Genomic DNA, 26963 nt, shown 5'->3' with positions numbered 1-26963 from the left:
AAAAAATGAAGTTTCCGGCAACTTACTTGTCTAGGTGTTTTCTTAATCCTGCTTTTGTAGCCAGTAGGTGATAGGGTCGTACGTATCCGTAGACTGGTAGCAGTCCAGAGGTTCATTGGGCTGGCATAAGGCCTGGTATTCTTTGCTTAAATGCTGATAAACTACTTTGGACAGATAAATAGGAGAACCGCTTTCTGCATGATTGGCCAGGTGGCTGTAGCGGGCTGCAAAGTAGATGACATCTCCCAGCCATACGGGTTCTTTTACGTATTTAAACTCTGTTTTTACCATAAGCACCTTGCCAAAATCTATGCCTACGCCAGCATTCACGAGTGGCATTTGCTGAAGGCGGAGTTTATGATTTAGGACCTCCAGAATACTTTTGCCAATTACGGCAAGTGCAAATACATTGTCGAGGCCAGTGGATAGAGAGGCATCATACACGCCATAAATATTATCGCCATCCAGCACCACACCTTTGCATTTGGGTACACTTTTAAGCACAGAAGTGATCTCCGAAATATAGGTGCGGATGATTTTAGCCACCGTAGGAATAGAATGGTGGCCAAACAACATAGACGTTCTTTTCAGGTCGAAATACAGAATAGCCGCATTGACATAAATTCCTTTCAAGCCTTCTTCCTGCCACTTATGAGGAAAGGTGGTATACTGCGCATAGGCTTCGTTGTTTTCTGCCAGGAGGTTGTCTATGCGGTGCAGGCTTTCTTCTATGTTTATTCCAAAGTATCGTTCCTTCATACAAGCGTAAAATTACAGACAGCCAGCTTCCTGAGATTCATTTCCGTGCATGCTTAGCGCTATACACCGAACAGGAAGACACGTAGATACTAACTTTTCCTATAAACTGCTTAACTAATTTACAGGAATCCATAACTTATTCAAACTTGCCAGGTAAATAAAAAAAGCTGCCGGATACTTCCGCAGCTTTTTTGATAGGTTGTTGTACAGGTTGGTATTATTCTCTTTTTCTAGCCAGGGCAGAAGTTATTTGCTGCTGGTATCCTTTAAGTTGGGAGGCTATCAGGTTGTTGTGTTCCAGCATTTTCAGGCTCTTGTCCAGCATTTTTCTGTGCTTAGGTTTATGTATATCTACGAACCTGCCTTCTATCTTTTCCTCATACAGTAGATGATGCCGGGCATCGTAGAATTTGATAATGGTAAAATCTTTCGTTTGGACATTCGTTTCTACAACCCAGTAGCCGCCGTCGGGGCTAAACGCAGGTGATTCGGCAACAGCCTGTATGTGCAGAATCAGTAGAAAGAATAAACTAGTAGCTTTTATAAAGCATGGGTTTATAAGTGTTTTCATAGGTGTATATGGTAGCAGTGGTAGTGTTTATTTCTTTTTCAGTCAATGGTCAATCCTAAAATAAAAAGTATTTTATGTGTATGCAGAAGAAATCGCCATTGGCTGATGTGCTGAAGACAGAAAACAGAAAAGTAAGTACGAACTCCCTTCATCAGCTCATTTAGCTGTTCGGACTTGTTTTATGGTTGTTTGTCTACAAATGGTCCGAAAATTAGTGGCGGTCTGTGCTTTTTATTATTTTTAGTTGACCGAGAGGGAAGCCCAGGCTGTTTATATGAAGTTTTCCGAAACCCGTTTTATTTTTTCTGATGAACCACTTTACCGGATAAGCCGGCATGGTGTGTTCTGGGTTGCATGGTGGCTTTTTTTCTCCTTTTTATATGGAACCAGGCCCATAGAAACGGATTCAGGGTGGTATATTTTTAAAGATACCATAGTTTTGTCCAGTATAGAAGCTTTTTTATTTCTGCCGAGCCACATCGTATTTAGCTATAGCATTATTTACCTGCTGATTCCAAAGTTTTTGCTAAAAGGTAGATACTGGCTGTTTATGTTATGTCTAATAAGCAGTACCCTGCTGGCTGCCTTTATTTCACATGCAATTACCCTGCTGGCGATTATCCCTTTTCGTGAAAGCGTGGGTTTAGCTATTCCCAAAAGTAACTTTTATTATGGGATGATGTCTGGCCTGCGGGGAGGGATACAAACAGGTGGTTTTGCAGCTGCCATTAAACTGATGAAATATTTTTATCTCAAACAAAAAGATAATCAACAGCTGTTGCAGGAGAAGCTAAAAGCCGAGTTGCAGCTGCTCAAATCGCAGGTACATCCGCATTTTCTGTTCAATACCTTAAATAACTTATACTCGCTTACCTTAACCAAGTCAGAGCTGGCGCCGGAAATAGTACTGAAACTTTCCGGATTGCTGCGCTATATGCTCTATGAATGTAATACGCCCAGAGTACCTCTGGATAAAGAAATAGCCATGCTGCAAAATTATATTGAACTAGAAAAGCTGCGGTACGGAAATCACCTGGATATGTCGGTCAATATACGCGGCGAATACGGACACAAACAGATAGCCCCTTTGCTGCTGTTGCCCTTTATAGAAAATAGTTTTAAGCATGGGGCCAGCGAACTGCTCGATCAGGCCTGGATAAGCCTGGATATGTTTGTACGGGCAGATACTCTAAAGTTTAAGCTAGTTAACAGCCAGCCGGAAGTACAGGTGCCGTACACCCAGCCAATCAACCATTCAGCAGGAATCGGCTTGACGAATGTAAAGAAACGCTTAGATTTACTTTATCCGGGTTTGCATGATTTGAGAATCACCAGTGAGGAAGGGACCTTTATTGTAAATCTCAGCCTGCAGCTAGAATCCCTTTCTGTTGTTGACAAAGCCGGACCAGTGAGCGTACTGCCTATATCCAAGCCAGATGAAAATCAGATGCCTGTTAGTAGATGACGAACCCCATGCGCTTGCCGTATTGAGGGCGCATATTGCCATGGTTCCTATGCTGGACGTAGTAGGCCAGTGTCAAAATGCTATTGCTGCCTTTGAAGTGCTGCAACAACAGCCAGTTGATCTGTTATTTTTAGACATTAAAATGCCTAAACTGCTGGGAACCGATTTTCTAAAAACCTTGCGCAATCCGCCCAGAGTAATATTCACTACTGCTTACCGGGACTATGCCCTGGAAGCTTTTGAGCTGGATGCCATCGATTATCTGCTAAAACCAGTTTCGCTGGAACGCTTTATAAAGGCCATCGGCAAAGTATATTCGCTGGAAAACACAGCCCCCACAGCCCTGCCTCCTGTAGAAACACTTCCTACAAGCCATGAGGCTTTTTTGTATTTCCGGGTAGACCGCAAAATGGTAAAAGTGTTCCAGAAAGATATTTTGTACATTGAAAGCCTGAAAGATTATGTGCGTATTGTTACCACAGCCAGGCAGCTGGTAGCCAAGCAAACCATTACCTCCCTGGAAGAAATGCTGCCGGAAGAGAAGTTTCTGCGCATCCACCGCTCATATATTATTTCGGCAGATAAAATAGAATCATATACTCCCCAACATTTGTATATTGCCGGAAAAGAGCTTCCCATAGGCCGTAATTACAAACATGAGCTGGTGAAAGCCTTGAAACTTACGCTGGAGTAATCATTCTGATGTTAGTAGTAAAAGACCTGACTTTCCGCTATGCCGGCAACAGCCAAGATACCCTGCAAAAGCTTACCTTTTCGGTAGAAAGAGGGGAAGTGTTTGGGTTTCTGGGGCCTAGCGGCGCAGGCAAAAGTACAACCCAGAAGATATTGTATAAATTGCTTAACGGCTACACAGGCAACGTTTTGTTTGATGGCAAACCCTTGGCCGAATGGGGTAGAGAGTTTTATGAACAGATAGGCGTATCCTTTGAACTGCCCAATCACTACATAAAATTAACCGCGGAAGAAAACCTGGATTTTTTTTCTGCTTTCTACCGCAAGCCCACTCAAAATAAATATTCCTTGCTGCAAAAAGTTGGCCTGGAACACGATGCCCGGAAGCTAGTAGCCGACTTCTCCAAGGGTATGAAAATGCGGTTGAATTTTGTGCGGGCCCTACTTCATAACCCAGATGTATTGTTTCTGGATGAACCTACTTCCGGCCTGGACCCCATTAATGCAGGCAAAATAAAGGACATGATTAAGCAGCTAAAGGCCGAAGGAAAAACCATTTTCATTACCACCCACAATATGTTCGATGCTGATCAGCTCTGCGACAGGGTAGCCCTGTTGTACCAGGGAGAAATAAAAGCGCTGGATACACCTGCGCATCTGAAAAAAAAGTTTGGCAGGCAAACGGTAAAAGTTGAAGTAACCAATACTGAGGTAGCTCCCTTGGTTTTTCCTCTGGAAAACATCGGGCATAATCCGGATTTTATAGAGCTTATCCGAAAGCATGAGGTAGCTACCATTCATTCGCAGGAAGCTACCCTGGAAGAAGTGTTTATTAAATTAACCGGGGCAACACTGCTATGACCTATTTTTGGCAACTGCTTAAATGGGACGTTATTCTGCTGAACCGTAACCGGCTTTTTCTTTTGGCAGCGCTAGTAGCCGGAATTTATATCGCCCTGTTCTATCTGCTTAAACCCCTGGGCAATTTAACCAACATACTCATTATCCTCATCTTTAACGATCCGGTCATAACTGGGTATTTGTTTGCCAGTGTGCTGCTCCTGTTCGATAAAAATCAGCATACTTTGCAGGCTATTTCTGTGTTACCCTTGCCATTCCAAACCTATCTGCTGTCAAAGACAGTGCTGCTTTCTTTGCTGGCAACTGGTATTTCGTTTATAATGGCTTTTGCTACCAAAGGAACTGATTTCAATCTATTCCATTTGCTGGCAGCTGCTTTTTTATCTGCATTTATGTTTTCGCTTGCTGGCTTCGCTGTAGGGGCATTCACCCGTTCCTTCAATCAACTATTGGTGTATTCCGTCCCCTTTTTTGTGCTGACTGGTCTTCCTTTTCTAAGCCTGTTCGGAATTGGAGATCTGGTGCATTATTTTATTATTCCTTCGGCCGGGGGAATTGGCGTTTTGCAGGCGGCTTTTGAAGAAAAAAGCTTCGGGCACTTATTTCTTATGTACGGGCATTTATTGCTGTGGACTGCTATCAGCTGGATTATTGCCAGTAAAGTAACGGTGAAAAAACTTTTGTAAACCAGTGCCTGTAATTAGCAAAAAAGTCTGTGTAGGGGAAACACAGAAGCAGACAAGCGATGAGGTGCCTGTCTGCTTCTTAAGAACCGGGTTAAAACTGTTAAATAACAGCAATTGTCTTATTGCTTACCTCCGTCTCATAGGCTTTTTTATGGTGCACTTTTCTTTCCAATGCTTCAATCACTGGTTCTGAAAAATCTACACCTTCCAGTTTGCTGCACGTATGTAGCCCACCAGGAGTAAATACATTGATTTCCATTAGCTTATTTCCGACAATATCCAGGCCCACCATAAACATACCGTCATTTATGAGTTTTGGCCGTACCAGTTCTACTAACTCCAGCATTTCGTCGGTTATTTCAGCCTTTTCTACAGATCCTCCGGCGTGAATATTATTCCGTACGTCTCCTTTTTTGCTTACCCGTTTCAGGGCAGCATATTTATTTTTATGTTTAAGTGCCTGCCCATTTACTACAAAAAGCCTGATATCTCCTTCTGCAGCTTTTGGCAAGTATTCCTGGGCAATAATGTAGCCGTCACGGGAAATGGCTTCTATCATCTGGTTTAGGTTGGTGGCATCGTCTTTCCGGACCATAAATACATTTGCCCCACCAGAGCCCTGTAAGGGTTTCAAAATCATGTTTCCTTTCAGGTCTGCAAAAAACCGGCGGATTTCTTCCTTGTCGCGTGTGATCAGGGTTAAGGGGCGAACACTTTCTGGGAAATGCTGAAAATACATTTTATTAATGGCATCGGCCAGGCTGTTAGGGTCATTCAGCACAATTACACCATTCCGTAAAGCCAGCTGTCCGAATACAATACCTGCGTTTCTGGCCCAGTCGCGTCCTTCTCCTTCTGAAGCCGGGTCGTTGCGGAGCATAATTATATCCAGATCGGGCGCGGTTATTTTCTCTATAATGGCTTTTTCACTTTGCAGGGCATCCAGGTAGTTTTCTGCTGTTTTATATTTGGCGGCAGGCACCCGGTGGGCAGTTGCGCCCATATGGCCTTCCGGGTAGTAGGCCAGTTCACCTACTCCCATCTGGTATACTTCATGTCCCAGGGTATGCATTTTATGCGCCAGGAAAGTTGTGGTATACGAGGGTTCTTCGGTTTGTATGTCATTCACTAAAAATGCGATTTTCATGGGGATGTGGGTTAAGTAATGTAAATACGGTACCCTCTTTTTTAAGTTGTCTGAGCTTGGCAAGTGCCAGTGGATCAGACAGGTACCTGGGTTTAATAGGAATGGTACGAAGTACCCGGCGGTAGATCAGTTCCTGTACGATGGGAATATAGTCTTGCCGGATTTTACCTAGTAGCAAAGGTTCCAGCTCATTTCCTTCTCGTAAATAAACCAGCAAGCTTACCAGCCCACGCAGGTATACAGCGTCTTTGGTCAGGCCTCCTCCCCGGAATACCCGCATCGCTACATTAAAGGCTGAGAGTGGAGCAAAACCATATTGCTCTGTTAATTGACTGAACACTTGCTGAAAAGAGGCTCCGTCGATCATATCTGACACGGCTATCACCCTGGCGGCCAGTAGCCGGAGGCGTGCATGGGTAAGGCCTCCTACCAAGTATTCACTTAGCACAGCCAGGCCTTCCTGCAGTTCTTCGTATCCGGGCACCCCGCAATATAACTGTTGCAGCGGCTGCGCTTTGCCATTATAATAGGTAAGAATATGCGTGCCTACTTCGTGCTGAATGAGTGCCTCGACCCGTTTCCGGGGAATGCGGGACTGCGCCTGTATGTGTAGATTTCCCTCCGACACCATCAGTCCTACCACATCGTCGCGGATTTTTACGGTGGCTGCCACGTCAGCATACTGGGCACGGAAATAGTCAATCTCTTCCAGAGCCCTGCGGGCAAACTCCTGAGCTGATACGGTATCTGGTTGGGTTTCGCTATCCTCTTTCATAGGCAGCAACTGCAGCAGCTGTTCAGCGGTTTGCCTTAAACTTGTAGAGACCCCTCCAAACAATTGCAGGCTGCTCAGGCGGAAGTTAGGGGTGTTCCTATCAGCTAGCATAGTAATCATTTTGTCGAGTTCGTGCCGCTTGTCCCGGAGTATATAAGCCAGAGTAGGATCGGTAATTTTTTCAATAGGAATGTTATATAGCTCTCTTTTTACTACATCCGGATCGATGGGCAACAGCCGGTAATGAAAATGTGGCGGCTTTTTGAATTTTGTTTCTTTAAATTCTTCCCAGGCTTCTTTGGCATTGATGGGTGTCACCAGCAGCAAAAACTGAAAAGACTGGCTAATCTGCGCCAGCTGTTGGTCTGCTTCCCATACAGCCCGGTCTATATGTGTATTTCCTAGTTCCTGAAAAGCAGAGATAGTATGGGTTGTTTCCAGGCGTACAAATTCAAAAAAAGTACTCTTAAGGGCTTTGGACAATTCGCGGTTTAGCAGGCGCAGAGATAAGGGATAAACCGAATGTAGACTGGTATTGAGGTAAAACGGCTGTATCTCCAGACCTAGCGACAAACATTCGGTTGTTTTTAGAGATTCATGCCTGAGCAAAGCAGGCATCTCAACGGGCTGTCGCCGATTCTCTTCCCTTAGTTCCACGGAGGTGGGTAGATGGAGTAAGTTTAGTTGCCGGAGATTTTCAGCAAACTTCTCTACCACTACCGATTTTTCTACAGGAGGACCAAAAATCCGGAAAGTAGGCGTAGGAGAGGTAAGTATTTCTTGCGGAGATGCTGCCCATACCTCAATAAGCAGGCAAGCACCAAACTGATCAGAAAGTGTTTCCGTAATACTTTTTACCAGCTCGGAAAGCCTGGCAGCTTGCGAAGCAGAAGCAATAAGGTACGATGCTTCCGAGCGGATAAGCTGCCCGGTCCATTTATCAGGCGAATGGTCGGAATACCGGTAGATACAGAGAAAAGGCAAGGGGCGGTCTATGTGAATACAGCCATGAGGGGGTATTTTCCACCTGATCCCTTTCCCTTGTTTTAACCTCCTGGAAACTTTATGAATAAACTCATCGGTAATTTCTGCTATCATCGTTGCAACTGGTTTACTTGTACGCTTTCACGTGCTTTCAATACACCCGGAACGGTAGATGTTAGGGCATCCTGTATAGACTCCAGCCAGCCCGGATATACTTCTCCGGTCCATTCGTTCATAAATATTTTTTTGAATTCAATAGCCATTACACAGCTCTCTTCAGGAAATTGTTCGTGTATCCACTGCGAAAAATACCCTCCTTTAAACTTAACATTCTCCCGTACATCCAGATGCCTGCCCTGGAAAGGAAAGCTGCGTAGATCATCTATAAACTGATCTACTACTGGTGCCCAGCGTTGCCGGTTGATGTTGGCAGTGCCTATGTTTACTTCCGGATTTTCCTTCGGATCAGCCTCCTGCCCGTTGGCCCCTTCTCGGCGGTGATTATAACTGTGCAGGTCGTACACCACAAAGCTGCCATGCTTTTCTACAATAGCTGTCAGTACCTTTTTTATTTCTCTATAAAAAGCATCGTAGCTAGCCAGAGACCGGTTTATGACTTCATCGGGTAAGGCTTCTTTCCACACAGTCAAGCCCCAGGCATCTTCTGGCGTAAGGTAAATGGCTTTTTGCCTGGCGCGGTTCAAATCTACTTCGAAACGCGAATGCAAGCCAATGATGCGGGTAGGAGCTATACTGGTCCATTGAGCTGTATGCGGATCTTCTTCCCGCAACCGCCCTGCTGTGTCCAGGGATAGGTATGGGTGAAGTTCTGGGCGGATACGGCTTCCATCGTGTATTGCCGCCGCTATCAGAGGGCTATCGGCTGTTTGTATAGAAAATATGGGTTCGTTCATAAACAAGACAAGTAAAATAAAAGCTTAAATCAGTAACTAAAGAGCCAGGCAGTTAACGGGCTATACGATCAGCCTTGCCCGGTGCACAAGCGTACATCCGGTTTTGTCAGCTAAAATGCCGGATGAATGGTCAAGCACTATCTGGTTGTACGCCGTTTTCCGGAAAGATGTTTTTTCTGAGTCCGGGATATTACCTGGTTTGCCTTGAAAACTTCCTGTACCTTTAAGCGGAGCCTTTGTAGATTTAACTAACCCATGAATTACCTGATTAGCCTGAGCATTAGCGACCTTCGTTCCACCTTCCGCGATCCTGTGTTTAAGGTATTGCTCTTTTTCCCGTTTATGTCTTTTACCTTAATCCGATGGGGTTTACCTGCTATCTTGAACAATTTTCCTGTTATACAGCCCTACAGTCAGGTAATTCTGATGTGGGCCTGCCTGCAATCTGCCATTATGTTCGGGTTTATTTATGGGTTTTTGTTTCTGGAAGAAAAAGAGGAAAACATCTGGCAGGTGATCCGCATATTACCGGTTAAACCGCTAAACCTGGTATTATCCAGAATGCTCTTTGGGCTGGGTATTTCTTCGCTGGTTAATTTTTTTCTGCTTCATTACGGACAAATTGTGTCTTTAACACTGGTCAAAGAATGGCTTCTTGCTTTTCAGTTTAGCCTGGCCGCTCCCTTAATTGCTTTGTTGCTGGGGGCTTTTTCGCAGAACCGGATTGAGGGCCTGGCACAAATGAAAATTATCAATCTGTTGCTTATCCTGCCTGCTTTGATTTATTTTGTTCCTTCTCCCTGGATGCATCTGGCGGCTGTTATACCCACCTACTGGTCGTACCGCAGTCTGGAAATGGCAGAAAATACGCCTCAATTTCTGCTTTATTTAAGCAGTGGATTTGCCCTCTATATGGTGGCTATTTTCCTGCTCAACAGAAAGATGGCAACCAGTATTTACCGTTAAAAAAAATAGTCAGTTAACAGGCAGGCAGACGGATACTGATCAGGATTCGTAGGTGTTGAAAGGCCGGTAAATAATTTGTAGATTGAGAACCGTCACTGCCCAAGCAATATTTTATGGTGAAATATATCAATTTATTTTTATGCTTTGTGTGCATAGCCACACACGTATTAGCAAACAACACGTCCGGCCCGGTAAGCAAGCCGCAGCCCGCAAAACAGGTAGAAGTTTATGATTTTCTGGAACTTAGCTTTTCTTCAAAAACTCCGGTTTCCTACAACCCCTTTACAGAAGTTACTGTAGAAGGAAAATTTACTCACCAGAGTGGGGAAGTAACCCAGGTCCAGGGCTTCTGCGACAGCCAGGAGGGTGAAGTGCATAAAATCCGGTTTATGCCTACCAAACCCGGCAGATACAGCTACCAAATAATTATCCATAGAGAAGGTAAAAAACAAGCATACACAGGAAATTTTCAGGCTGTACAGTCTGGCAGGCATGGCCCTTTACGGGTAGATGAAGAAAATCCCTGGCATTTTAAGAGGGAAGGATCAGGTGAACATTTTTTCTGGAATAGTACCACTACGTACTGGATGCTCGGCTGGAAAGAGGATGCCGTTATTATCAACGCTATTGACCGGCTGGCAGCTTTGAAGGTGAACCGTATCCGGGTAGCCATAAACGGGCGGCAAGACGATGGTAGCCGTTGGTCGGAACCTATGGTAAAGGAATCAGATAAATTTACCTTCATGCTTAACCCCTGGGTAGCCGAGCGGCCAGCAGATCTGGATAATCCGGGCTTTGATGTAAGCCGGTTTAATGTCTCTCATTGGCAAAAACTGGACAATCTGGTGAGACATGCCAGAGACAAAGGAATAGTGGTTTCACTCATTTTTTATGTAGATGGCCTCGACCATGGCTGCGATCCTTTTAAAAAGGCCAACATGGGCAATGCTGACGAACAGCGGTACTACCAGTATGCCGTTGCCCGTTACTGGGCGTTTGAAAACGTTATGTGGGATGTTACCAACGAATATCACCTTTTCCGGTCGGAGGAATGGGTGGAAAAAATGGGTACGCTGCTTAAAGCGATTGATCCTGCCAAACATCTGATATCGGTACATGGACATGCAGATTTTCCCTTCCGCAAATCACCCTGGGTAGATGTAGTTTTGTATCAGTCGTGGGATGAATGCGGCGGCTATGCGTTTATAACCAGTTGCCGCCAGAAACAAGCAGAAACCGGACGGATACTGCCACAAGTGAATGAAGAATATGGGTATGAAGATCATTATCCGGAATGGGGATGCGGCGCTAATGCGAAAAAAGTGGAAAACGGGCGTTCTGCGGATAACCGCCGCCAGCTAGCCTGGGAAATTTATATGGCTGGCGGCTACCAGACCACCGGCGAAAGAGCCAATGATGGCACTGGTGCTGGAGCAGATACTGGCGGTGGCTGGATTAATGGACGTGGCAACGACTCCATGACCATGCTGCAAGGGTATGGATATATTACAGTTATTTTCAGCAAAGTAGCCTACTGGAAAATGAATCCACATCCGGAGCTGGTAAACTATGGCAATCTTTGTCTGGCAGAACCAGGGCAGCAATACCTCATCTACAGCCGTTTGCCGTATTGCCGGGTAAACTTGGAAAAAGGACAATCGTATCAGGTGACCATGATGAACCCCCGTACTGGCGAAGAAACCCGCTTGCCAGATGTACAAGCAGACCAGGCAGCCTGGCAATATCCCAAGGAACTTTCCGGTGACTGGGCATTTATCATTCAGGCAAAAAACTAAGCCGATCAGCGGGTATTAAGTAAGGTATGGCAATTTTATTTGTTACCAATTTGCATTATTTATCAGGTGTTTTCTTGTTTAAAACGAAATAGATAAAATATTTTCAAAAAAAATGAAAAATTATGCTCTTTGATGATAACCCTTCTATAACAAGCCCGTATATATCCCTATACCAAGCAAGATTAGAAAGAGGGGAATAAAGATAGGACAGTGTAAACTTGTTTAGAATACTAGCATTACAGAAAGTCGGAAGGGAGAAGCAGTTGAGAAGAATTTCTGTAATGCTTTTTTATGCATTTTACTTACAAAGTATATAGAATAACCCGCAAGGTTTTAGCGTCAGATAGTTAGTATCTGGCCATCCTTGTGGGTTTTTTCTTTGTGTGGCAGAAGGGAAATTACATCCTACACAACATTCTTTCCCTAGAAACAGTATATCTAAGCCATTAGGTGCCTGTATGTTCATTAGCACTTGCTACAGGAACCTGCTAACTTCTTTAAATGATGCGCTCAGGAAAATTATTAATCAGCCTGCTTTATTGGGTAGGTATACTAAGTAGTTGTACAGAAAATAATGGTGCTGCTACCGTTAGCATTGCCGCCGATACACCTGTACAGCAAGCTACAGACACATTTGTGGTAGAACCTGAGGCACAAGCCGGGGATCTAACTGAGTTGTTTACATTCCACCGGAAGCTGAACGTACAGAATATGACCTTCCATGTGTTGGGCCTAGGCACCATGGCTTCGGGAAATTATCTGATTATAAAATCGTCGAATGATGGACAAAAATTTACATCTATTACCGGTGATAAGAAAGGACGCATAGTACAAGCCTATGCTACCGATATGGATGCAGACAAACAAATGGAAATAATTATTTCCATTAAATCTCCGCAAGATCAGAAAGGAACCTTAATTGTCCATGAAATAGATAGTTTGAATAACCAGAACAAGATTACCTTGCCTGAATTAACCACCGATTTTTTAGAAGGCTACCAGGGGCAGGACAGCTTTTTTGTAAAAGGAAATAAAATTATCCGGGAGTTTCTGGTTTCAACTAAAGATAAGGGCAAAACCGGCAAACGTACGATAGAATATGTGTTAAAAAACAATACCCTGCTACCATCTGCACAAGGAGGTAAAAAGTAAACGGCTGAAAACCAAGGCGGAGTTTTTGAGAAAAAAGCTAGATTATTAGCCGGAGTTTCTTATATTTAGTACCACCTTTCATTCCAGGAACTCCATGCAGCTGTCTACCCGTATAGATACCGATTCGTGTTTTATCTCCCTGGAGGGCGACCTGGATGCTTCTTCCTCCATATTAGTAGATAAACTGCTGGAAGACATACTCAAGCGGGAGCAGAAGTTTATTCTGGTAAACTTTACGCTGCTAACCTATATTTCTGCTGCCGGTATAGGGGCATTTATCTACCATATCCGGCGGATGAGAGAGCAAGACAAAAGTATTGTCTTCTACAGCATGAGCCCAAGTATACGGAATATTTTTGCCGTTACCGGTCTTGAAGAAGTAATTCCGATTGCCAGCAGTGAAGAAGATGCCCGGCTGTTATGCCGCCAAAAGACCTGCAATTAAATGGCTATTCGAGTGTTACTGTTGCTTGCAGCAAGCGTATCCTTAATTTTGAAAATATTTGGCCACCAGCTCCATCAGCTTTTCTTCGGTAAGGGGTTTATCAAAAAAATCGGTAATGCCTTTTTCCTTCATTTTTTCAATGTCTTTGGGATTCGAGGACGTTGTAAGCATCACAATTTTAGTGTGGTGTTCCGGAAAACCCATTTTCCGGTAAGAATCTACAAACTCAAAGCCATCCATAACGGGCATTTTCAGATCTACCAGAATAATATCGGGCATATTTCCGGCTTTGCTACACTCTTCCAGAAACTTTAATCCATCTTTTCCGTTTTGTTGAATCTCTATCCGGTCGCTGATACCCATGTCTTTAATGACAATAGAGTGCAAATAATTGGTAACCTTATCGTCATCAATCAGTAATATTGTATTAAGCTTTGGTGTTTGTTGCATTAGTATTTTAGGTTCTGCCCGCAATTTACTAGAAATATTTCCCTTTGAATTAACCTTCTTGCAAATTTTGGGGTAATTTTCACTGGTGATATTACCATATGAGCTACTTAATAATTGAATAGTATTTCCGTTTCAGCTAGTATAATATGATTTTAAAAAAAATTAAGGAACAGACGCAGGGTAATCATACCAGCCTCGAAAATAGTCCTTTTTTACGTCCAATCTCCCAAAAAAGTTTAACCCTTACTCAATACATAACTATACTTAAGAAGTTTTATGGATTTTTTTATCCGCTGGAACTTCAACTAACCAGATTCCCTATTGAAACGTACCTTGCCGACTTCGGCCAACGACGGAAAGCAGGCATGCTGGCTGACGATCTGCAGCACCTGCAGCCCCACCCGGCATCCATTCTGCCTATGTGTTATGATCTGCCAGAGGTACACACACTGGAACAGGCGTTTGGCTGCCTGTATGTAATGGAAGGATCTACGCTGGGAGGAAAAATGATTTATAAAATGGTGAACGATACCTTAGGGTTGGATCATACAAATGGGATCTCCTTCTTTTATGGCTATGGGGCCGAGACGGGTCCTAAATGGAAAGCTTTTCAGCAAGCGTTAGAAGCCGTAAGCAGTCGGGCACCTGCCAAGGACGAACAACTGATAGAGGCAGCCAACAACACCTTTAATAAATTGAAAAAATGGTTTGAAAGTGAATAAGTTACAAATGGCTTCCTATTCTCATGGGATAGTCAGCCAGATATACAGCCTACATACAACAACCAGGTGCCCTTCCTCCGTTACTGTGTAGCTGTTCCACACTTAATTTATAATTGTTACAAGTCAGAAACCACCTTAACTACCATATTGCCAACATGCAGCCACTACAAGAAAAAAACTATGACTCAGAGTTCTGCGGAAGTATTCCCTTGCATCTGATCAATCTTATACAGCCTCATGGAATTTTATTAATTCTGGATAAAAATACCTTTACCATTGTACAGGTAAGTGAGAATATAGAAGGCGTACTCAACATACCGGTAAAAAAAATTATTGGGCAGCCTCTCTCAGCCTTCATTGACGAATCGGTGATGGAGGCCCTGCGTAGTAAAACAGATAAATGGGATATTAAAGACCGGGTTTCTATTAATGTGGAGTTAAAGGCCGGAGAGCAGCAAAAAATGTTTTCCGCCACCCTGTATGTAAAAGACGGGTATGTGATGATGGAGTTGGAGGAAAATACGGCTGCTACCGCCATGCAGTCATTTATTCACATTTACCAGGAAGTGAAATACATTATGGCGGTGCTGAAAGAGGCCGGAAATACGCAGGAAATAGGCAAAATAGCTACCGCCGAAATAAAAAAACTTTCAGGCTTCGACCGGGTAATGCTCTACCAGTTTGACAAAGACTGGAATGGGATAGTTATAGGAGAGGCGCGGGAGCCAGACATGGAACCTTACTTGAACCTGCGTTTCCCGGCATCTGATATACCCAAACAATCCCGCGACCTGTATTTTAAAAATCCTTACCGGGTAATTCCTAACCGAGATTTTACACCTGCCAGATTAGTGCCAGTGGTAAATCCGATGACTAAAACATTTACCGACCTCTCGGAATCTATCCTGCGGAGTGTGCCTTCCGTACATGTGGAGTACCTGCGAAATATGCAGGTAATGGCTTCTATGTCTACGGCAATTATTATTCACAACAAACTATGGGGGCTTATTTCTTGCCACCATAAAACACCTCTGTACCCGGGCTATGAAATGCGCTCAGCTTTTGAACTGCTGGCAAATATTATATCCGTGCAGTTAACAGCTAAAGAGAGTGAAAAAGAGTTATCCTACAGGTCGCAACTGAATATGCTTAACGGCAAACTTATTGAGCTGATGTATGCCTCTAAGGATTTTATAAAAGGGCTGATGGTAAAAACGCCTACCCTCATGAATTTGTTTGCGGCTACCGGAGTTTCCATTTACTACGAAGGCGAAATGCATGTAATTGGTAACACCCCTAAAACAGAGCAGATTCGAGAGTTAATTAAATGGTTGCAGATACAAAAAATAGATAAAGTATTTGCAACAGATAGTCTGCCAAGGTCGTTCTCTAAAAGTCAGGAATATGCTGGTGTCGGCAGCGGAATTATAGCCTTGCCTATTTCTTACCGGAAAGGAGAATATGTAATAGGCTTCCGTCCGGAGGTTATTCAAACCGTAGACTGGGGAGGAAATCCAAATGAACGGATACAATTTGAACCAGATGGAAAAACGTATCATCCCAGAAATTCTTTTGCTGCCTGGAAAGAAACGGTGAAACATACTTCCCTTCCCTGGTCAGCGCAGGAAATAGAGGCAGCTGAGTCTTTACGTACGGCTATTCTCGAACGAATTTTATCTGACAGGTAAAAAAAGAATAGTTCTGTAAAAATTTACCTATACTTTTGTAGAAAGCCGCTGTTACTGAGTAGGGCATGGGTGGTGGCAGGCTTGTTTTATACCAGGTTTTATAAATGATTTAACCAGCTGATAGCTTTTGGATAAATATGGAAAAGAAGGCATCTTCTGAAAAAGAAGTAGCAATAAATACACGTAACACGAACAGATTGCATTACATTGTGGGTATAGGTGCGTCTGCCGGAGGGCTGGAAGCAATCCATGAGCTGTTTGATAATATGCCTCCGGACACCAATTTTTCGTTCATCATTGTGCAGCACCTTTCGCCGGATTATAAAAGCCTGATGGCTGAATTGCTGAGCAAACATACGCAGATGAAAGTAAGTGAAGCCGAAGATGACGTGCTGGTAAAACCCAACTGTGTGTATGTAATCCCCAGTAAAAAACTGATGACGCTGCGCCATGGGAAGTTACGCCTGACAGAGAAGAAAACCGCTGCTATACCAAACAATGCCATAGATGTGTTTTTGCATTCCCTGGCCGAAGAACAAGGTGATAGAGCTATTGCCATTATCCTATCTGGCACAGGCACCGATGGCACCCGGGGAATAGATTCTATTAAAAAAACAGGTGGCATTGTCGTGGTGCAAGATCCGGCTACGGCTAAGTTTGATGGTATGCCCAATAGTGCTATTGCTTCCGGGAACATAGACCTGATTTTGCCTCCGGAACTGATGCCGGAAGAGATATTTAAATTCATTAAACAAGGTCGGCTGTTGCGCTATTTCGACAATCAGCCTGTAAACGCGGAAGAAGCCTGCATTGGAGAGATTCTGGCCCTGGTACGGATTAATACGTCTAATGATTTTACGGCCTATAAGCTTCATACCATTAAGCGGCGGATTATGCGCCGCATGGTGCAGCAGGATATTCCCAGCCTTACTGCCTACCTGGATTTTCTACGGATTAACCCGGCAGAAGTAGAAACACTGAGTAAAGATTTTCTGATAGGGGTAACAAAGTTTTTTCGCGATACCGAAGCCTGGGAAGTTATCCGGAAGCAGGTGCTGCCCGCTATTATCGACAATAAAACCATCAACGATCAGGTAAAAATATGGGTGGCTGCCTGTAGCACCGGGGAAGAAGCGTATACCCTAGCCATTCTTATTAAAGAATACCTGGTTAAGCAAAAGCTGGAGTTAAATGTAAAAATATTTGCTACCGATATAGATAAACATGCTGTAGAGTTTGCTGCAAAAGGCATTTATAACAACAACATAAGTAAAGATATATCGCCGGAAAGGTTAAATAATTTTTTTACCAAAGAAGGTAGCAAATACCTCATTAATCAGCACATACGTAAGATGGTAATCTTTGCCAACCACGACATTATCAAAGACCCTCCTTACAGTAAAATAGACCTGGTAAGTTGCCGGAATATGCTTATTTATATGAATCCGGGCTTACAAAAAAGAATTCTGTCTACCTTTCATTTTTCGCTTAATATTAGCGGCTATCTTTTCCTGGGCACTAGCGAAAATCCAGGTGACCTGGCTTCTGAACTGGAAGAAGTAAGCCGCAAATGGAAAGTTTATAAAAACGTGCGTCCTTCCCAGAATTTTGTGATGGATTCGCTGGTGCCAGCTTATCATGGAGCTAATAAGGAATTAAACAAAGCCGTAGCCAATAAAACATCTAAGCTGACAGTTAATAACCAGTTAACTGAAATGTTTAATGATGTACTGGCAGAAGAATTCGGATATGCAGGTATCCTGGTGAATGAAAGTAACGACTTAATACAAGCCGTAGGAGAGTACAAAAAATACCTGAACTTACCCGAAAAAAGACTTCATTTTAACTTGCTCAAGCTAGTACCCGAAGACTTATCGGTGGCTCTGGGAGTAGGCTTGCGCAAAGCCCTGAAGAATGATAAAAAAATAACGATTAACCGCGTCCGGTGGAAAGATAAAAACAACATCCGGTTTGTAAATATGGTTATTAAACCTTTTCTGCTTTCCAGAGAATCCAGCCTCAAGTACTTATTTATTCTTTTTTATGAAGATAGCAAACGGCAGGTGCTTCCGGAAGAAACAGAAACAAGTACACGTAATGTAGCAGACCTGGAGTATTTTAAAGACCTAGAAATTGAGCTGAAAGAAACCAAAGCGCATTTGCATGCAGCGGTAGAAGAGCTGGAAACTTCCAATGAAGAGTTGCAATCCAGCAACGAAGAGCTTATTTCTTCTAATGAAGAGCTGCAAAGTACCAATGAGGAACTGCAATCACTCAACGAAGAGTTGCATACGGTAAACACGGAACATCAGCTGAAGATAAAAGAGCTGATTGAGTTAAACGACGACTTAAACAATTACTTCCGCAGCACAGAGATCGGGCAGATTTTCGTGGATAGCAACCTGGTAATCCGCAAATATACTCCGGCCATTATTAACCAGATCAACATTATTGAAACAGATATTGGCCGGCCTATCAACCATTTTTCCTACAACCTGAAATATACTAGTCTGGTAAGGGACATAAAACAGGTAATTAAAGATTCTAAAAGCATAGAGCGGGAAGTAGAGTTGATGGATGGACGGTTTTATCTGATGCGGATTCTGCCCTACATCCGGCTGGATAGAAAAACCGATGGCGTGGTTATTACATTCGTAGATATTACTACGCTTAAAAATCTGAACCTGATCATTTCTAGTGTGCTCAATAGCTCATTGAATGGTATTATGGCATTTAAATCTATCCGGGATAAGTCCAATAAAATTATTGATTTTGAATGGGTACTGGCCAACGATTCATCTGAACAACTGCTGGAACGTTCTAAAGGGACGCTTGTAGGAAAAAGGTTGTTGCAACAGATGCCAGGCAACCGGGAAGAAGGTCTGTTCGATAAATATGTAGAGGTAGTAGAAACCGGTAAAGCGCTGCATCTGGAACATTTTTATGACCATGAAGGCATAAAAACCTGGTTTGAAACCGTAGCCATTAAAATGGAAGATGGGCTGGCCATTACGTTTGCTGATATCAGCGAAAAGAAGGAGGCTGAAGAACGCTTACTGCGGGCCTATGAAGATGTGAAACAGGCTGAAGTAAACCTGATCAACCTCAATAACGAACTGGAGAAGCGGGTACAAGACCGTACCAGAGAACTGTCGTTAAGCGAAGAGCGTTTCCGGCTGGTATCGCTGGCAACCAACGATGTAATCTGGGACTGGAACCTGGTTAGCAACGAATTCTGGTGGAGCAACAGCTTGCAAAATATGCTGGGCCATAATCCCGAAGCTATGGAAAAAGGCATAGAATCGTGGTATAACCGGCTGCATCCGGACGACAAGGAGCGGGTGATTGAAGGAATAAACCATGTAATTAACCTGGGAGGTAACCAATGGTCAGATGAGTTCCGCTACATGAAGGCCGACGGAAAATATGCCTATCTCTTCGGCAGAGGATATGTGCTACAGAACGAATATGGTATTCCATACCGCATGCTAGGTTCTCTGGTAGATCTGACCAACCTGAAAAAGGTGCAAGACGAGTTGGAGAGGACCAACCAGGATCTGGTAAAAATTAACGAAGATCTCGACAATTTTGTCTATACGGCTTCCCATGACCTGCGTGCTCCCATTATCAATCTGGATGGCTTGCTCAAAAATCTGGGAAAGCACCTGAATACTGAAAGCCAGGATGTGAATTTCATTCTGGACTTGATGAAAACAACCATTGATAAATTTAAGAATACTATCAATGATCTGACGGATATTTCGCGTATCCAGCGTAATAAGCAGGAAGATGTACGGTGGATTGATCTGAGTGAGCTTACCGAGGATATTTTTGTTAATATCCGCGATATGCTGATAAGTTCGAAAGCCGATGTGCAGATAGATTTCAGCGAATGCAAGAAAATTAAGTTCTCTAAGAAAAATCTGTACAGCATTTTGTTTAATTTGATGAGTAATGCCATCAAATACCGGTCTCCGGAACGTCCGCCGCAGGTAAAAGTAAAAACAAAACTAATAGATGGGTATGTGCTTTTATCGGTGGAAGATAACGGGTTGGGAATAAGTGAAAAGCATATCAAAAATCTGTTCACCATGTTCAAGCGTTTTCACGACCATGTCGATGGGTCAGGCGTAGGCTTGTATATTGTCAAACGTATTATTGAAAATGCCGGGGGCAGCATTGAGGTAGAAAGCCATCTGGGCAAAGGGACTACCTTCTATGTATACCTGCCCAGAACCGTGGAAGCAAGGTAAGAGCTGCTGCGTTTACTTGTCTACTATATTAAGACTAGCAGATAGCTGTAGGGCAGATTCTTTTGGTATATTAATCACTAGCTTATAAAATAAACGTTTTCCGGTATATTAATAGCCCAATATAACTTTGCTTTCATACTAAAAACCTTCTCCTAACCTAGGAGAGATTAAATGCTAGGGTTGCGCTTTGTATTTATTTAAATGGTGTATCTGCATAAATAACTCTGGCTGGTCCAGGGGAACAAAGCCAAAGGAAGCATATAAACTGTGGGCATCTTTAGTGGCCAGCACAAACCGCCGGATGTCTTTTACAAACTCCAGGTCCATAATAAACTGCATTAGTTGTTTGGATAAACCCTTTTTGCGGTAGGCTTCAATAATAAATACATCTGCCAGATAAGCAAAAGTGGTATAATCGGTAATTACGCGGGCAAATCCCACCTGCTTATCCTGATGGTATACCCCTACTGTGAGACAATGTTCAATAAATTTGCGAACTGTTTCTATCGGAATTCCCATAGCCCAGTAAGATTGGTTAGCCAGAAAGTCGTGAATGGTTGTAATATCTAACCTGGCTTTGTCGGTGCTAATGGTATACTCGCTGATTACCCGTTCATTCATATAGGTAGTGTCTTGGATTAATCAAAAATCATTTATCAGGAACTGTTTTTTATTCTTCCCATTCATCCAGAAATTGATTGTAGGCACTTTGCAACTCACGGTGGGCATGCCGGTTATTTTGCTGAAGACTTATTTGCATACCTTTTTCATACGTTTCCCTGGCTTTTTCAGGCTTATTCAGTTGTTCATAGAGTTTTGCTGCATGGTAATAAGTAGGCGCATACCCAGGATGCTGCTGCAACAACTGTTCATAAAAATTTAAGGCTTGCCAGGCATCCGTCTTTACATACTCCATAGCAAGGGCATACAGATTAAACGGATCGTGGGGATCTTCTTTCAAAAATGCAAGCAGCTGTTCAAGTCTGGAGGGGTTCATATCGTTTGTCCAGTAAAATTACTAAATACCTGCAAAGAAACCGACTGAATACACCAACGAGTAAACTATTTAATTCTACATAAGCCGGAGCCAGGATTTCATTTTGCGGGAAGTTTATGTAACTTCGCAGCAAAATACAAGTTATACGTATTATAATCACCTTCCTGTTCATGAAAATATTAGTTTGTATAACCCACGTTCCGGATACCACTACCAAGATCTCCTTCACAGATAATAACACCAAGCTTAATAAGGCAGGGGTACAGTTTATTACCGGTCCTTATGATGATTATGCCCTTTCCAGAGCTATTGAGTTGAAGGAAGCCTCCGGAGGTACGGTAACGGTATTAAATGTTGGATTGGCAGAAACGGAGCCAACCATCCGGAAAGCCCTGGCCGTTGGAGCAGATGATGCCATCCGGGTAAATGCTGAGCCCACCGATGCTTTTTTTGTGGCAACTCAGATAGCCTCCATTGCCAAACAAAATACGTATGATCTCATCCTGATGGGCCGCGAATCGATTGATTTTAACAGTGGACAAGTTCATGGGCTGGTAGGAGAGATGCTGGGCATACCATCTGTTTCTCCGGTAATGAAACTAGATATTGAAGGCACTACCGCCAAACTGAGCCGTGAAATTGAAGGAGGTAAGGAACAACTGGAAGTAAGTTTGCCATTGGTAGCCGGATGCCAGGAACCGATTGCTGAATGGAAAATTCCAAATATGCGCGGTATTATGACTGCCCGCACTAAACCGCTGAAAGTTGTAGAGCCAACCGGGAAGGAAGAGTTAACCACGGTTACAAAATATGAGTTGCCTGCACCAAAGGGAGCCTGTAAAATGATTCCGGCTGAAGAAGCAGAAAAACTCATTACCTTACTCCGGACAGAAGCAAAAGTGTTGTAAAAATACATTAATAGTACCATCAAGCAGATGAGAGGAAAATTGTCTCTGCCTGCTTAAGGTAATTGTTCATTAGTTATCACTCATTATTCATTATAAAGCTATGTCTATATTAGCATTTGTAGAGATTGCTGAAGGAGCCATAAAAAAAACCTCACAGGAGGCAGTTGGCTATGCAGCGGAAGTTGCCCGGATGCGTAACACCACGGCTACTGCGGTAGTACTAGGCGAAATAGCATCTGCCGAGTTAGAAAATTTAGGTAGAATAGGTGCTGCAAAGGTATTGCAAGCTGCTGACAGCCGCCTCAATGAAGGAAATATACAAGCATATGCCAACGTGCTGGCACAGGCGGTGGAAAAGGAAAATGCAGAAGTTGTTGTATTGGCTAAATCCTCTTTAGGCGATGCAGTGGCCGCTCGGCTGGCTGCCAAAATAAAAGCAAGCCTGGCCTCCAATGCTGTAGAGTTACCAGATACATCCAATGGATTTATAGTAAAGCGCAGTATCTATACAGGTAAAGCCTTTGCGTATACGGAAATGAATAGTGATAAGAAGATTATTGCCATTAAAAAGAACGTATATACACCTGCCGAAACCGAAAATAAAGCCAGTGTTGAAGCATTTTCTCCAACCTTACAGGAGGCAGACTTCAACGTTAAAATTAAAGAAACCGTAAAAGCCACTGGAGATATTTTGTTACCGGAAGCCGATATTGTCGTATCTGGCGGACGGGGCTTAAAAGGACCTGAAAACTGGGGTATTATTGAAGAACTGGCCGGCGCTCTGGGAGCGGCCACCGCTTGTTCCAAGCCAGTATCAGATCTGGACTGGCGGCCTCACCACGAGCACGTTGGACAAACCGGTATCAAAATTAGTCCGAATTTGTATATTGCTGTGGGAATTTCAGGGGCTATACAACATCTGGCCGGGGTTAACTCCTCCAGAGTAATTGTAGCGATTAATAAAGATGCAGATGCACCGTTTTTCAAAGCCGCCGATTACGGAATAGTGGGCGACGCCTTTGATGTAGTGCCGCGGTTAACAAAAGCAGTAAAAGAATTGAAGTAATTTTGGTGTTTAACAGCTGATTGAGAATTTTTAAATTCTTGAAAATTTGCAAATTCTCAATAAAAAGCATACTTTTTCACGTGAACAAGATAAAACTTGAAATACTCGGCCTTTCTTCCAGCCAGTCGCAATCCGGCTCATTTGCACTGGTGTTAGGTGAAGAAACTGGTAACCGCCGGTTGCCTATTATTATTGGCATGTTTGAAGCCCAGGCAATTGCCATAGAAATAGAAAAGATTGTGCCTAACCGGCCCATGACCCATGACCTGTTCCGCTCGTTTGCCAGCAGTTTTAAATTTTCTGTTATAGAAATTATTATCTCCGACTTGAAGGAAGGCGTATTCTATGCAAAAATTGTGTGCACAGATGGTATTAAAAAAGTAGAAATAGATGCCAGACCCTCCGATGCTATTGCCATTGGTCTCCGGTTTAATGTACCTATTTACACGTTTGAAGCCATTCTGTCGGAAGCAGGCATTGTTCTTACCGATGCCAGTGAGGATGAACCGCTGATTCAAAAAGAAGAGACCAAGCGGCCAGCGTCTTCCCGTAAATCTTCTTCGTCTTCTTCCATGGAACAATTGAAAGATATTCCGTATGAGCAACTAAAAGCTATGCTGGATGAAGCCCTGGAGAAAGAAGATTATGAACGGGCTGCCAAGATCCGGGACGAATTGAACAGAAGAAATTAGAAAGTAGATAAGCTATTCTATAGAGTAAGTCCAACAGCTAATACCTGTTGGACTTATTTGTTTCTTTATCTATTGGGTGGGAAAGGTTCTTTCAAAAAAGTATGATTTTCCTTCTGTCAGGTCATCAAAATTATAAATGGGTTTGTGCCGGTTTTTCTGCGCATAGCTAATCAGAATCATATCTCCCAGGCAGCAGAAAGCATGTACAATTAAAGCCCAGCCGAAAAATAAGCGGTAAGCAGGTACAAAAAAAGCACTGGCTACTAACAGCAAACTGATTACTACACAAGGCAAAGCAGCGAGCCAGATAACTTCTATCAGGTTAATTACCAGCAAATGTGCACAAGTGAAAATAGCCGGTGGCTTTAAGGAAAATAAAAACCGGATGTTGGCTGCTCCAAAGTATTTGTAGGTAACTGCATGGATTAATTCATGAAAAGGCAATAGGATCAGGAGTAAAAAAGCGGCAAACAAACATACATTCCATAGCATTTGCCATAGTGCCATCCCCCTAACAATGGCCAAACCGGTAAGAGCACCCATAAGCCCGAATCCGGCTATGGTAAGCAGCAAAAACGTAGTGAGGAAGGTAGAATTGCGGCTATATTGCTGAAAAAATTGCGTCGGCTGAAATATATCTATTTCGGCAATTTTCTGGTAGTGGCCAGATTGCAACAACTGAACAGGCGTAGGTTTGATGGAAATAGTCATAATGTGCGCCTATAGAAAATAGGAAATTTTACTTGCTTTCTCTAAAAGCGGTACTATTCAGCTAAGAGAACCTTTAATCCGTTTCCGCTAAAGATTCTCTTATAGAAATTTATATTCGTTGCTTACAAACTCAGCAATTCTTTAAACCGGATTGCTTGCCTACGGGAAATTTCTATTTTGTCGCCGCCTTTAAGGGTAACCTGCAAGCCTCCGCTGAACCAAGGTTCTATTTTTTCAATCCATTGCAAATTAATAATATGTTTACGGTTGGCCCTGAAAAAAGTATGAGGGTCCAGGCGTTCATCCAGCGCATTTAATGATTTCAGGATTAAGGGTTTCTGGTCGTCGAAGTGTAAACGTACATAGTTGCCCATAGATTCAAACAGGCGTATGCGGCTAAGCTTTACAAACCAGCATTTTTCTCCATCTTTCACAAAAACCTGGTCTTGTTCGGTAAGAATTTTTACATTTTCTTTCCGGACAGTTTCTGTTTTCTGGTAATCTTCTACTTTATTAATGGCTTCTGCCAGCCGGTTAGTATCAATTGGTTTGAGCAAATAATCTAATGCATTGAATTCAAAGGCTTTCAGGGCATATTCATCGTAGGCTGTGGTAAAAATAACGTCTGGCACATTGCCTTCAATAGAAGCAAGTAATTCAAACCCATTTTTTCCAGGCATTTGAATGTCCAGGAAAAGTAAGTCTGGACCGAGTTGTTCTATCTTATCCAGGGCTTCTTCGGCATTTACCGCTTCTCCTACCACATCTATCTTGGGATAGGCTTCCAGCAGCCGTTTTAGCTCGTTTCTGGCCAGGCGTTCGTCATCTATAATCAGTGCTTTCATAAAGGTTTAACAGGGTTATATAATTATTCTGGGCTAGGAGTATAACTCAAGAGTCACGCTAATTTTCCTTGAATACTTGTAGCCGATGGCGTATTTATCAATTGCTTATTTCTGCTTAAAATCTGATTTTTAGGTGCTTCCTGTGCAGATGCCAGCGGAATAGTTAACTGTGCACATACCACTTCGGCAGATTCTTGTTTTATTTCAAAGTGCGCCTGGCTGCCAAATGTAAGCGCCAGCCGCTGGGTAGTATTTACCAGGCCAAATCCATCGGAGTTTACCTGCTGCAATATACCTGTGTTTCTGATCAAAATATAGGCAAAATCTCCTTTAATTGTTGAATCTACGGTAATAAATCCGCCTTTTAGAGGCTTGGAAATCCCATGCTTTACTGCATTTTCTACCAGGGTTTGTACCATCATTGGAGGGATTTGCACAGAAAGGGTGGAAGGTTCTATATTCAGCTGTGCATTTAAGCGGTCTTCGTAGCGTATTTTTTCCAGAGCCAGGTAATCCTGTACGGTTTTTAGTTCTTCTTCCAGGGTAACGGTACGGCGGCGGTCGGCCAGGAGGGAGTTGCGCAAAATATTTGATAAACGGGTAACCGATATCTGGGCTCTTTCCGGATTTTCTAACACCAGTGCCCGGATGCTATTCAGGGCATTGAACATGAAGTGCGGGTTAAGTTGAGAACGGAGAATTTTGGCTTCAAATTCTTTAACTGAAGAAGAGAGCTTTACTTTTTCTACTTCATTCTTCTTGGAACGCTCAAAGTACTGGAACAAATGATAAATAACTGACCATAAGAGCAACTGTTTTCCCCAGCTAATCACAAAAAATACCATGGAAGTTAAGGAGAAATATTTGCGTATGTCCGGTACGGTGTAGTAATCCAGCAGCACACTCAGCATAACCATTATTATAGCCATAAACATAACAGAGGCCGCAATACGTGGAATGAGTTGGCTCAGAGGAAGATCTAGCCAGGAGAGACGTTTAATGGCCAGACGGTACAGGTGCGTAATACATATACCCAACACAATGGTAACAATAGCATTTATCAGCAACCCATCACTATAGCCGAAGCTAAAACTATATAAGGCCAGTTCATTTAAGCTATAAGCTGACCATCCACCAATCTGACAAAGCCAGTAGACTTTTCTTTTGTCCATTCTCTTCATAAATATGTATTATATGCATCAGTCATGGTTACCTGCAATAGTATGCGTATGCCTGATAAAGAGTACTAATTTTTTCCAAACAATATTTGGAGCTTTACTATAAAGCAAAAAAATATTTATTTAAAGTTACTATTAATTGGAAACAACCGAAAATAGTATTACAGGAAAGGGGAAATTAAGGAGATAAAAGGAAGATAAAAAGGGGTGAGAATGAATAAATAATGACGAATGATTAA

At 42.9% G+C, this 26963-nt stretch carries 25 protein-coding genes; 14 read left to right on the top strand and 11 right to left on the bottom strand.

Features of this window, described 5'->3' with window-relative positions; translation table 11 throughout:
• Window positions 1-42: 42 nt before the first annotated feature.
• Both Q0590_RS15825 and Q0590_RS15820 read right to left on the bottom strand, forming a co-directional pair.
• Window positions 43-759, bottom strand: coding sequence for a hypothetical protein (locus Q0590_RS15825; protein ID WP_302038543.1), 717 nt, complete (start codon window positions 757-759; stop codon window positions 43-45).
• A gap of 217 nt (window positions 760-976) precedes the next feature.
• Window positions 977-1330, bottom strand: coding sequence for a hypothetical protein (locus tag Q0590_RS15820; RefSeq protein WP_302038542.1), 354 nt, complete (start codon window positions 1328-1330; stop codon window positions 977-979).
• Window positions 1331-1604: 274 nt separating this feature from the next.
• Between Q0590_RS15820 and Q0590_RS15815 the strand changes: the two genes are divergently transcribed.
• The 4 genes from Q0590_RS15815 to Q0590_RS15800 are packed head-to-tail and all read left to right on the top strand — an operon-like array spanning window position 1605 to window position 5035.
• Window positions 1605-2795 carry a sensor histidine kinase gene (locus Q0590_RS15815; RefSeq protein ID WP_302038541.1) on the top strand — a complete coding sequence of 397 codons (1191 nt, stop codon included), beginning with the start codon at window positions 1605-1607 and terminating at the stop codon, window positions 2793-2795.
• Window positions 2767-3489, top strand: coding sequence for a LytR/AlgR family response regulator transcription factor (locus Q0590_RS15810; protein ID WP_302038540.1), 723 nt, complete (start codon window positions 2767-2769; stop codon window positions 3487-3489). Before Q0590_RS15815 ends, Q0590_RS15810 begins: the two co-directional genes overlap by 29 nt.
• Window positions 3490-3497: 8 nt before the next feature.
• Complete coding sequence (locus Q0590_RS15805) at window positions 3498-4349, top strand: ABC transporter ATP-binding protein (RefSeq protein ID WP_302038539.1); 852 nt, start codon at window positions 3498-3500, stop codon at window positions 4347-4349.
• A complete protein-coding gene (locus Q0590_RS15800) occupies window positions 4346-5035 on the top strand; it encodes a fluoroquinolone export ABC transporter permease subunit (RefSeq protein ID WP_302038538.1) in 690 nt (229 codons plus the stop codon). The genes Q0590_RS15805 and Q0590_RS15800 overlap by 4 nt, the downstream gene beginning before the upstream one ends.
• A gap of 100 nt (window positions 5036-5135) precedes the next feature.
• On the opposite strand, the gene Q0590_RS15795 is transcribed toward Q0590_RS15800, so the two are convergent.
• The 3 genes from Q0590_RS15795 to Q0590_RS15785 are packed head-to-tail and all read right to left on the bottom strand — an operon-like array spanning window position 5136 to window position 8855.
• Window positions 5136-6182, bottom strand: coding sequence for a glutathione synthetase (locus Q0590_RS15795; RefSeq protein WP_302038537.1), 1047 nt, complete (start codon window positions 6180-6182; stop codon window positions 5136-5138).
• Window positions 6157-8055: a flavohemoglobin expression-modulating QEGLA motif protein gene (locus tag Q0590_RS15790; RefSeq protein WP_302038536.1), complete on the bottom strand. Its 1899-nt coding sequence runs from the start codon at window positions 8053-8055 to the stop codon at window positions 6157-6159. Before Q0590_RS15790 ends, Q0590_RS15795 begins: the two co-directional genes overlap by 26 nt.
• Window positions 8052-8855 (bottom strand): N-formylglutamate amidohydrolase, encoded by an 804-nt coding sequence (locus Q0590_RS15785; protein WP_302038535.1) that lies wholly within the window; start codon window positions 8853-8855, stop codon window positions 8052-8054. The genes Q0590_RS15790 and Q0590_RS15785 overlap by 4 nt, the downstream gene beginning before the upstream one ends.
• Before the next feature lie 255 nt (window positions 8856-9110).
• Between Q0590_RS15785 and Q0590_RS15780 the strand changes: the two genes are divergently transcribed.
• The 4 genes from Q0590_RS15780 (at window position 9111) to Q0590_RS15765 (ending at window position 13214) form a co-directional block, all read left to right on the top strand.
• Window positions 9111-9821, top strand: coding sequence for an Rv2686c family ABC transporter permease subunit (locus tag Q0590_RS15780; protein ID WP_302038534.1), 711 nt, complete (start codon window positions 9111-9113; stop codon window positions 9819-9821).
• A gap of 113 nt (window positions 9822-9934) precedes the next feature.
• The gene (locus tag Q0590_RS15775; RefSeq protein WP_302038533.1) at window positions 9935-11617 is read left to right on the top strand and encodes a DUF5060 domain-containing protein; all 1683 of its coding nucleotides are present in this window, start codon (window positions 9935-9937) and stop codon (window positions 11615-11617) included.
• 501 nt (window positions 11618-12118) lie between these two features.
• Window positions 12119-12769: a hypothetical protein gene (locus Q0590_RS15770; RefSeq protein ID WP_302038532.1), complete on the top strand. Its 651-nt coding sequence runs from the start codon at window positions 12119-12121 to the stop codon at window positions 12767-12769.
• Window positions 12770-12863: 94 nt separating this feature from the next.
• The gene (locus Q0590_RS15765) at window positions 12864-13214 is read left to right on the top strand and encodes an STAS domain-containing protein (RefSeq protein WP_302038531.1); all 351 of its coding nucleotides are present in this window, start codon (window positions 12864-12866) and stop codon (window positions 13212-13214) included.
• A gap of 42 nt (window positions 13215-13256) precedes the next feature.
• Here the strand turns inward: Q0590_RS15765 and Q0590_RS15760 are convergent, their stop codons facing one another.
• The gene (locus Q0590_RS15760) at window positions 13257-13664 is read right to left on the bottom strand and encodes a response regulator (protein ID WP_302038530.1); all 408 of its coding nucleotides are present in this window, start codon (window positions 13662-13664) and stop codon (window positions 13257-13259) included.
• A 146-nt stretch (window positions 13665-13810) separates the two neighbouring features.
• Here Q0590_RS15760 and Q0590_RS15755 point away from each other — a divergent pair, with 146 nt between their 5' ends.
• The 3 genes from Q0590_RS15755 to Q0590_RS15745 all read left to right on the top strand — a co-directional run bounded on the left by Q0590_RS15755 (window position 13811) and on the right by Q0590_RS15745 (window position 20327).
• Window positions 13811-14386 carry a biliverdin-producing heme oxygenase gene (locus Q0590_RS15755; protein WP_302038529.1) on the top strand — a complete coding sequence of 192 codons (576 nt, stop codon included), beginning with the start codon at window positions 13811-13813 and terminating at the stop codon, window positions 14384-14386.
• Window positions 14387-14541: 155 nt separating this feature from the next.
• Complete coding sequence (locus Q0590_RS15750; protein ID WP_302038528.1) at window positions 14542-16074, top strand: GAF domain-containing protein; 1533 nt, start codon at window positions 14542-14544, stop codon at window positions 16072-16074.
• Window positions 16075-16211: 137 nt separating this feature from the next.
• Entirely contained in the window at window positions 16212-20327 is a 4116-nt protein-coding gene (locus Q0590_RS15745; RefSeq protein ID WP_302038527.1) for a chemotaxis protein CheB, read from the top strand.
• Between the two features lie 174 nt (window positions 20328-20501).
• On the opposite strand, the gene Q0590_RS15740 is transcribed toward Q0590_RS15745, so the two are convergent.
• Together Q0590_RS15740 and Q0590_RS15735 are read right to left on the bottom strand one after the other, a co-directional pair.
• On the bottom strand, window positions 20502-20948 hold the full coding sequence (locus tag Q0590_RS15740) for a GNAT family N-acetyltransferase (RefSeq protein WP_302038526.1): 447 nt from the start codon (window positions 20946-20948) through the stop codon (window positions 20502-20504).
• A gap of 49 nt (window positions 20949-20997) precedes the next feature.
• Window positions 20998-21324 carry a tetratricopeptide repeat protein gene (locus Q0590_RS15735; protein WP_302038525.1) on the bottom strand — a complete coding sequence of 109 codons (327 nt, stop codon included), beginning with the start codon at window positions 21322-21324 and terminating at the stop codon, window positions 20998-21000.
• Between the two features lie 170 nt (window positions 21325-21494).
• On the opposite strand from Q0590_RS15735, the gene Q0590_RS15730 reads away from it, so the two are divergent.
• The 3 genes from Q0590_RS15730 to Q0590_RS15720 all read left to right on the top strand — a co-directional run bounded on the left by Q0590_RS15730 (window position 21495) and on the right by Q0590_RS15720 (window position 23990).
• Window positions 21495-22232, top strand: a complete 738-nt coding sequence (locus Q0590_RS15730; protein ID WP_302038524.1) for an electron transfer flavoprotein subunit beta/FixA family protein — start codon at window positions 21495-21497, stop codon at window positions 22230-22232.
• Between the two features lie 100 nt (window positions 22233-22332).
• Entirely contained in the window at window positions 22333-23298 is a 966-nt protein-coding gene (locus Q0590_RS15725; protein ID WP_302038523.1) for an electron transfer flavoprotein subunit alpha/FixB family protein, read from the top strand.
• Between the two features lie 80 nt (window positions 23299-23378).
• A complete protein-coding gene (locus Q0590_RS15720) occupies window positions 23379-23990 on the top strand; it encodes a bifunctional nuclease family protein (RefSeq protein WP_302038522.1) in 612 nt (203 codons plus the stop codon).
• 69 nt (window positions 23991-24059) lie between these two features.
• Here the strand turns inward: Q0590_RS15720 and Q0590_RS15715 are convergent, their stop codons facing one another.
• The 3 genes from Q0590_RS15715 to Q0590_RS15705 all read right to left on the bottom strand — a co-directional run bounded on the left by Q0590_RS15715 (window position 24060) and on the right by Q0590_RS15705 (window position 26718).
• The gene (locus tag Q0590_RS15715) at window positions 24060-24701 is read right to left on the bottom strand and encodes a DUF3267 domain-containing protein (protein ID WP_302038521.1); all 642 of its coding nucleotides are present in this window, start codon (window positions 24699-24701) and stop codon (window positions 24060-24062) included.
• A 122-nt stretch (window positions 24702-24823) separates the two neighbouring features.
• Window positions 24824-25546 carry a LytR/AlgR family response regulator transcription factor gene (locus tag Q0590_RS15710; RefSeq protein WP_302038520.1) on the bottom strand — a complete coding sequence of 241 codons (723 nt, stop codon included), beginning with the start codon at window positions 25544-25546 and terminating at the stop codon, window positions 24824-24826.
• A gap of 53 nt (window positions 25547-25599) precedes the next feature.
• Window positions 25600-26718, bottom strand: coding sequence for a sensor histidine kinase (locus Q0590_RS15705; RefSeq protein ID WP_302038519.1), 1119 nt, complete (start codon window positions 26716-26718; stop codon window positions 25600-25602).
• Window positions 26719-26963 lie beyond the last annotated feature (245 nt).

The organism is Rhodocytophaga aerolata (assembly GCF_030503435.1).
Lineage (GTDB): Bacteria > Bacteroidota > Bacteroidia > Cytophagales > 172606-1 > Rhodocytophaga > Rhodocytophaga aerolata.
This window is presented reverse-complemented; position numbering and strand designations above follow the sequence as displayed.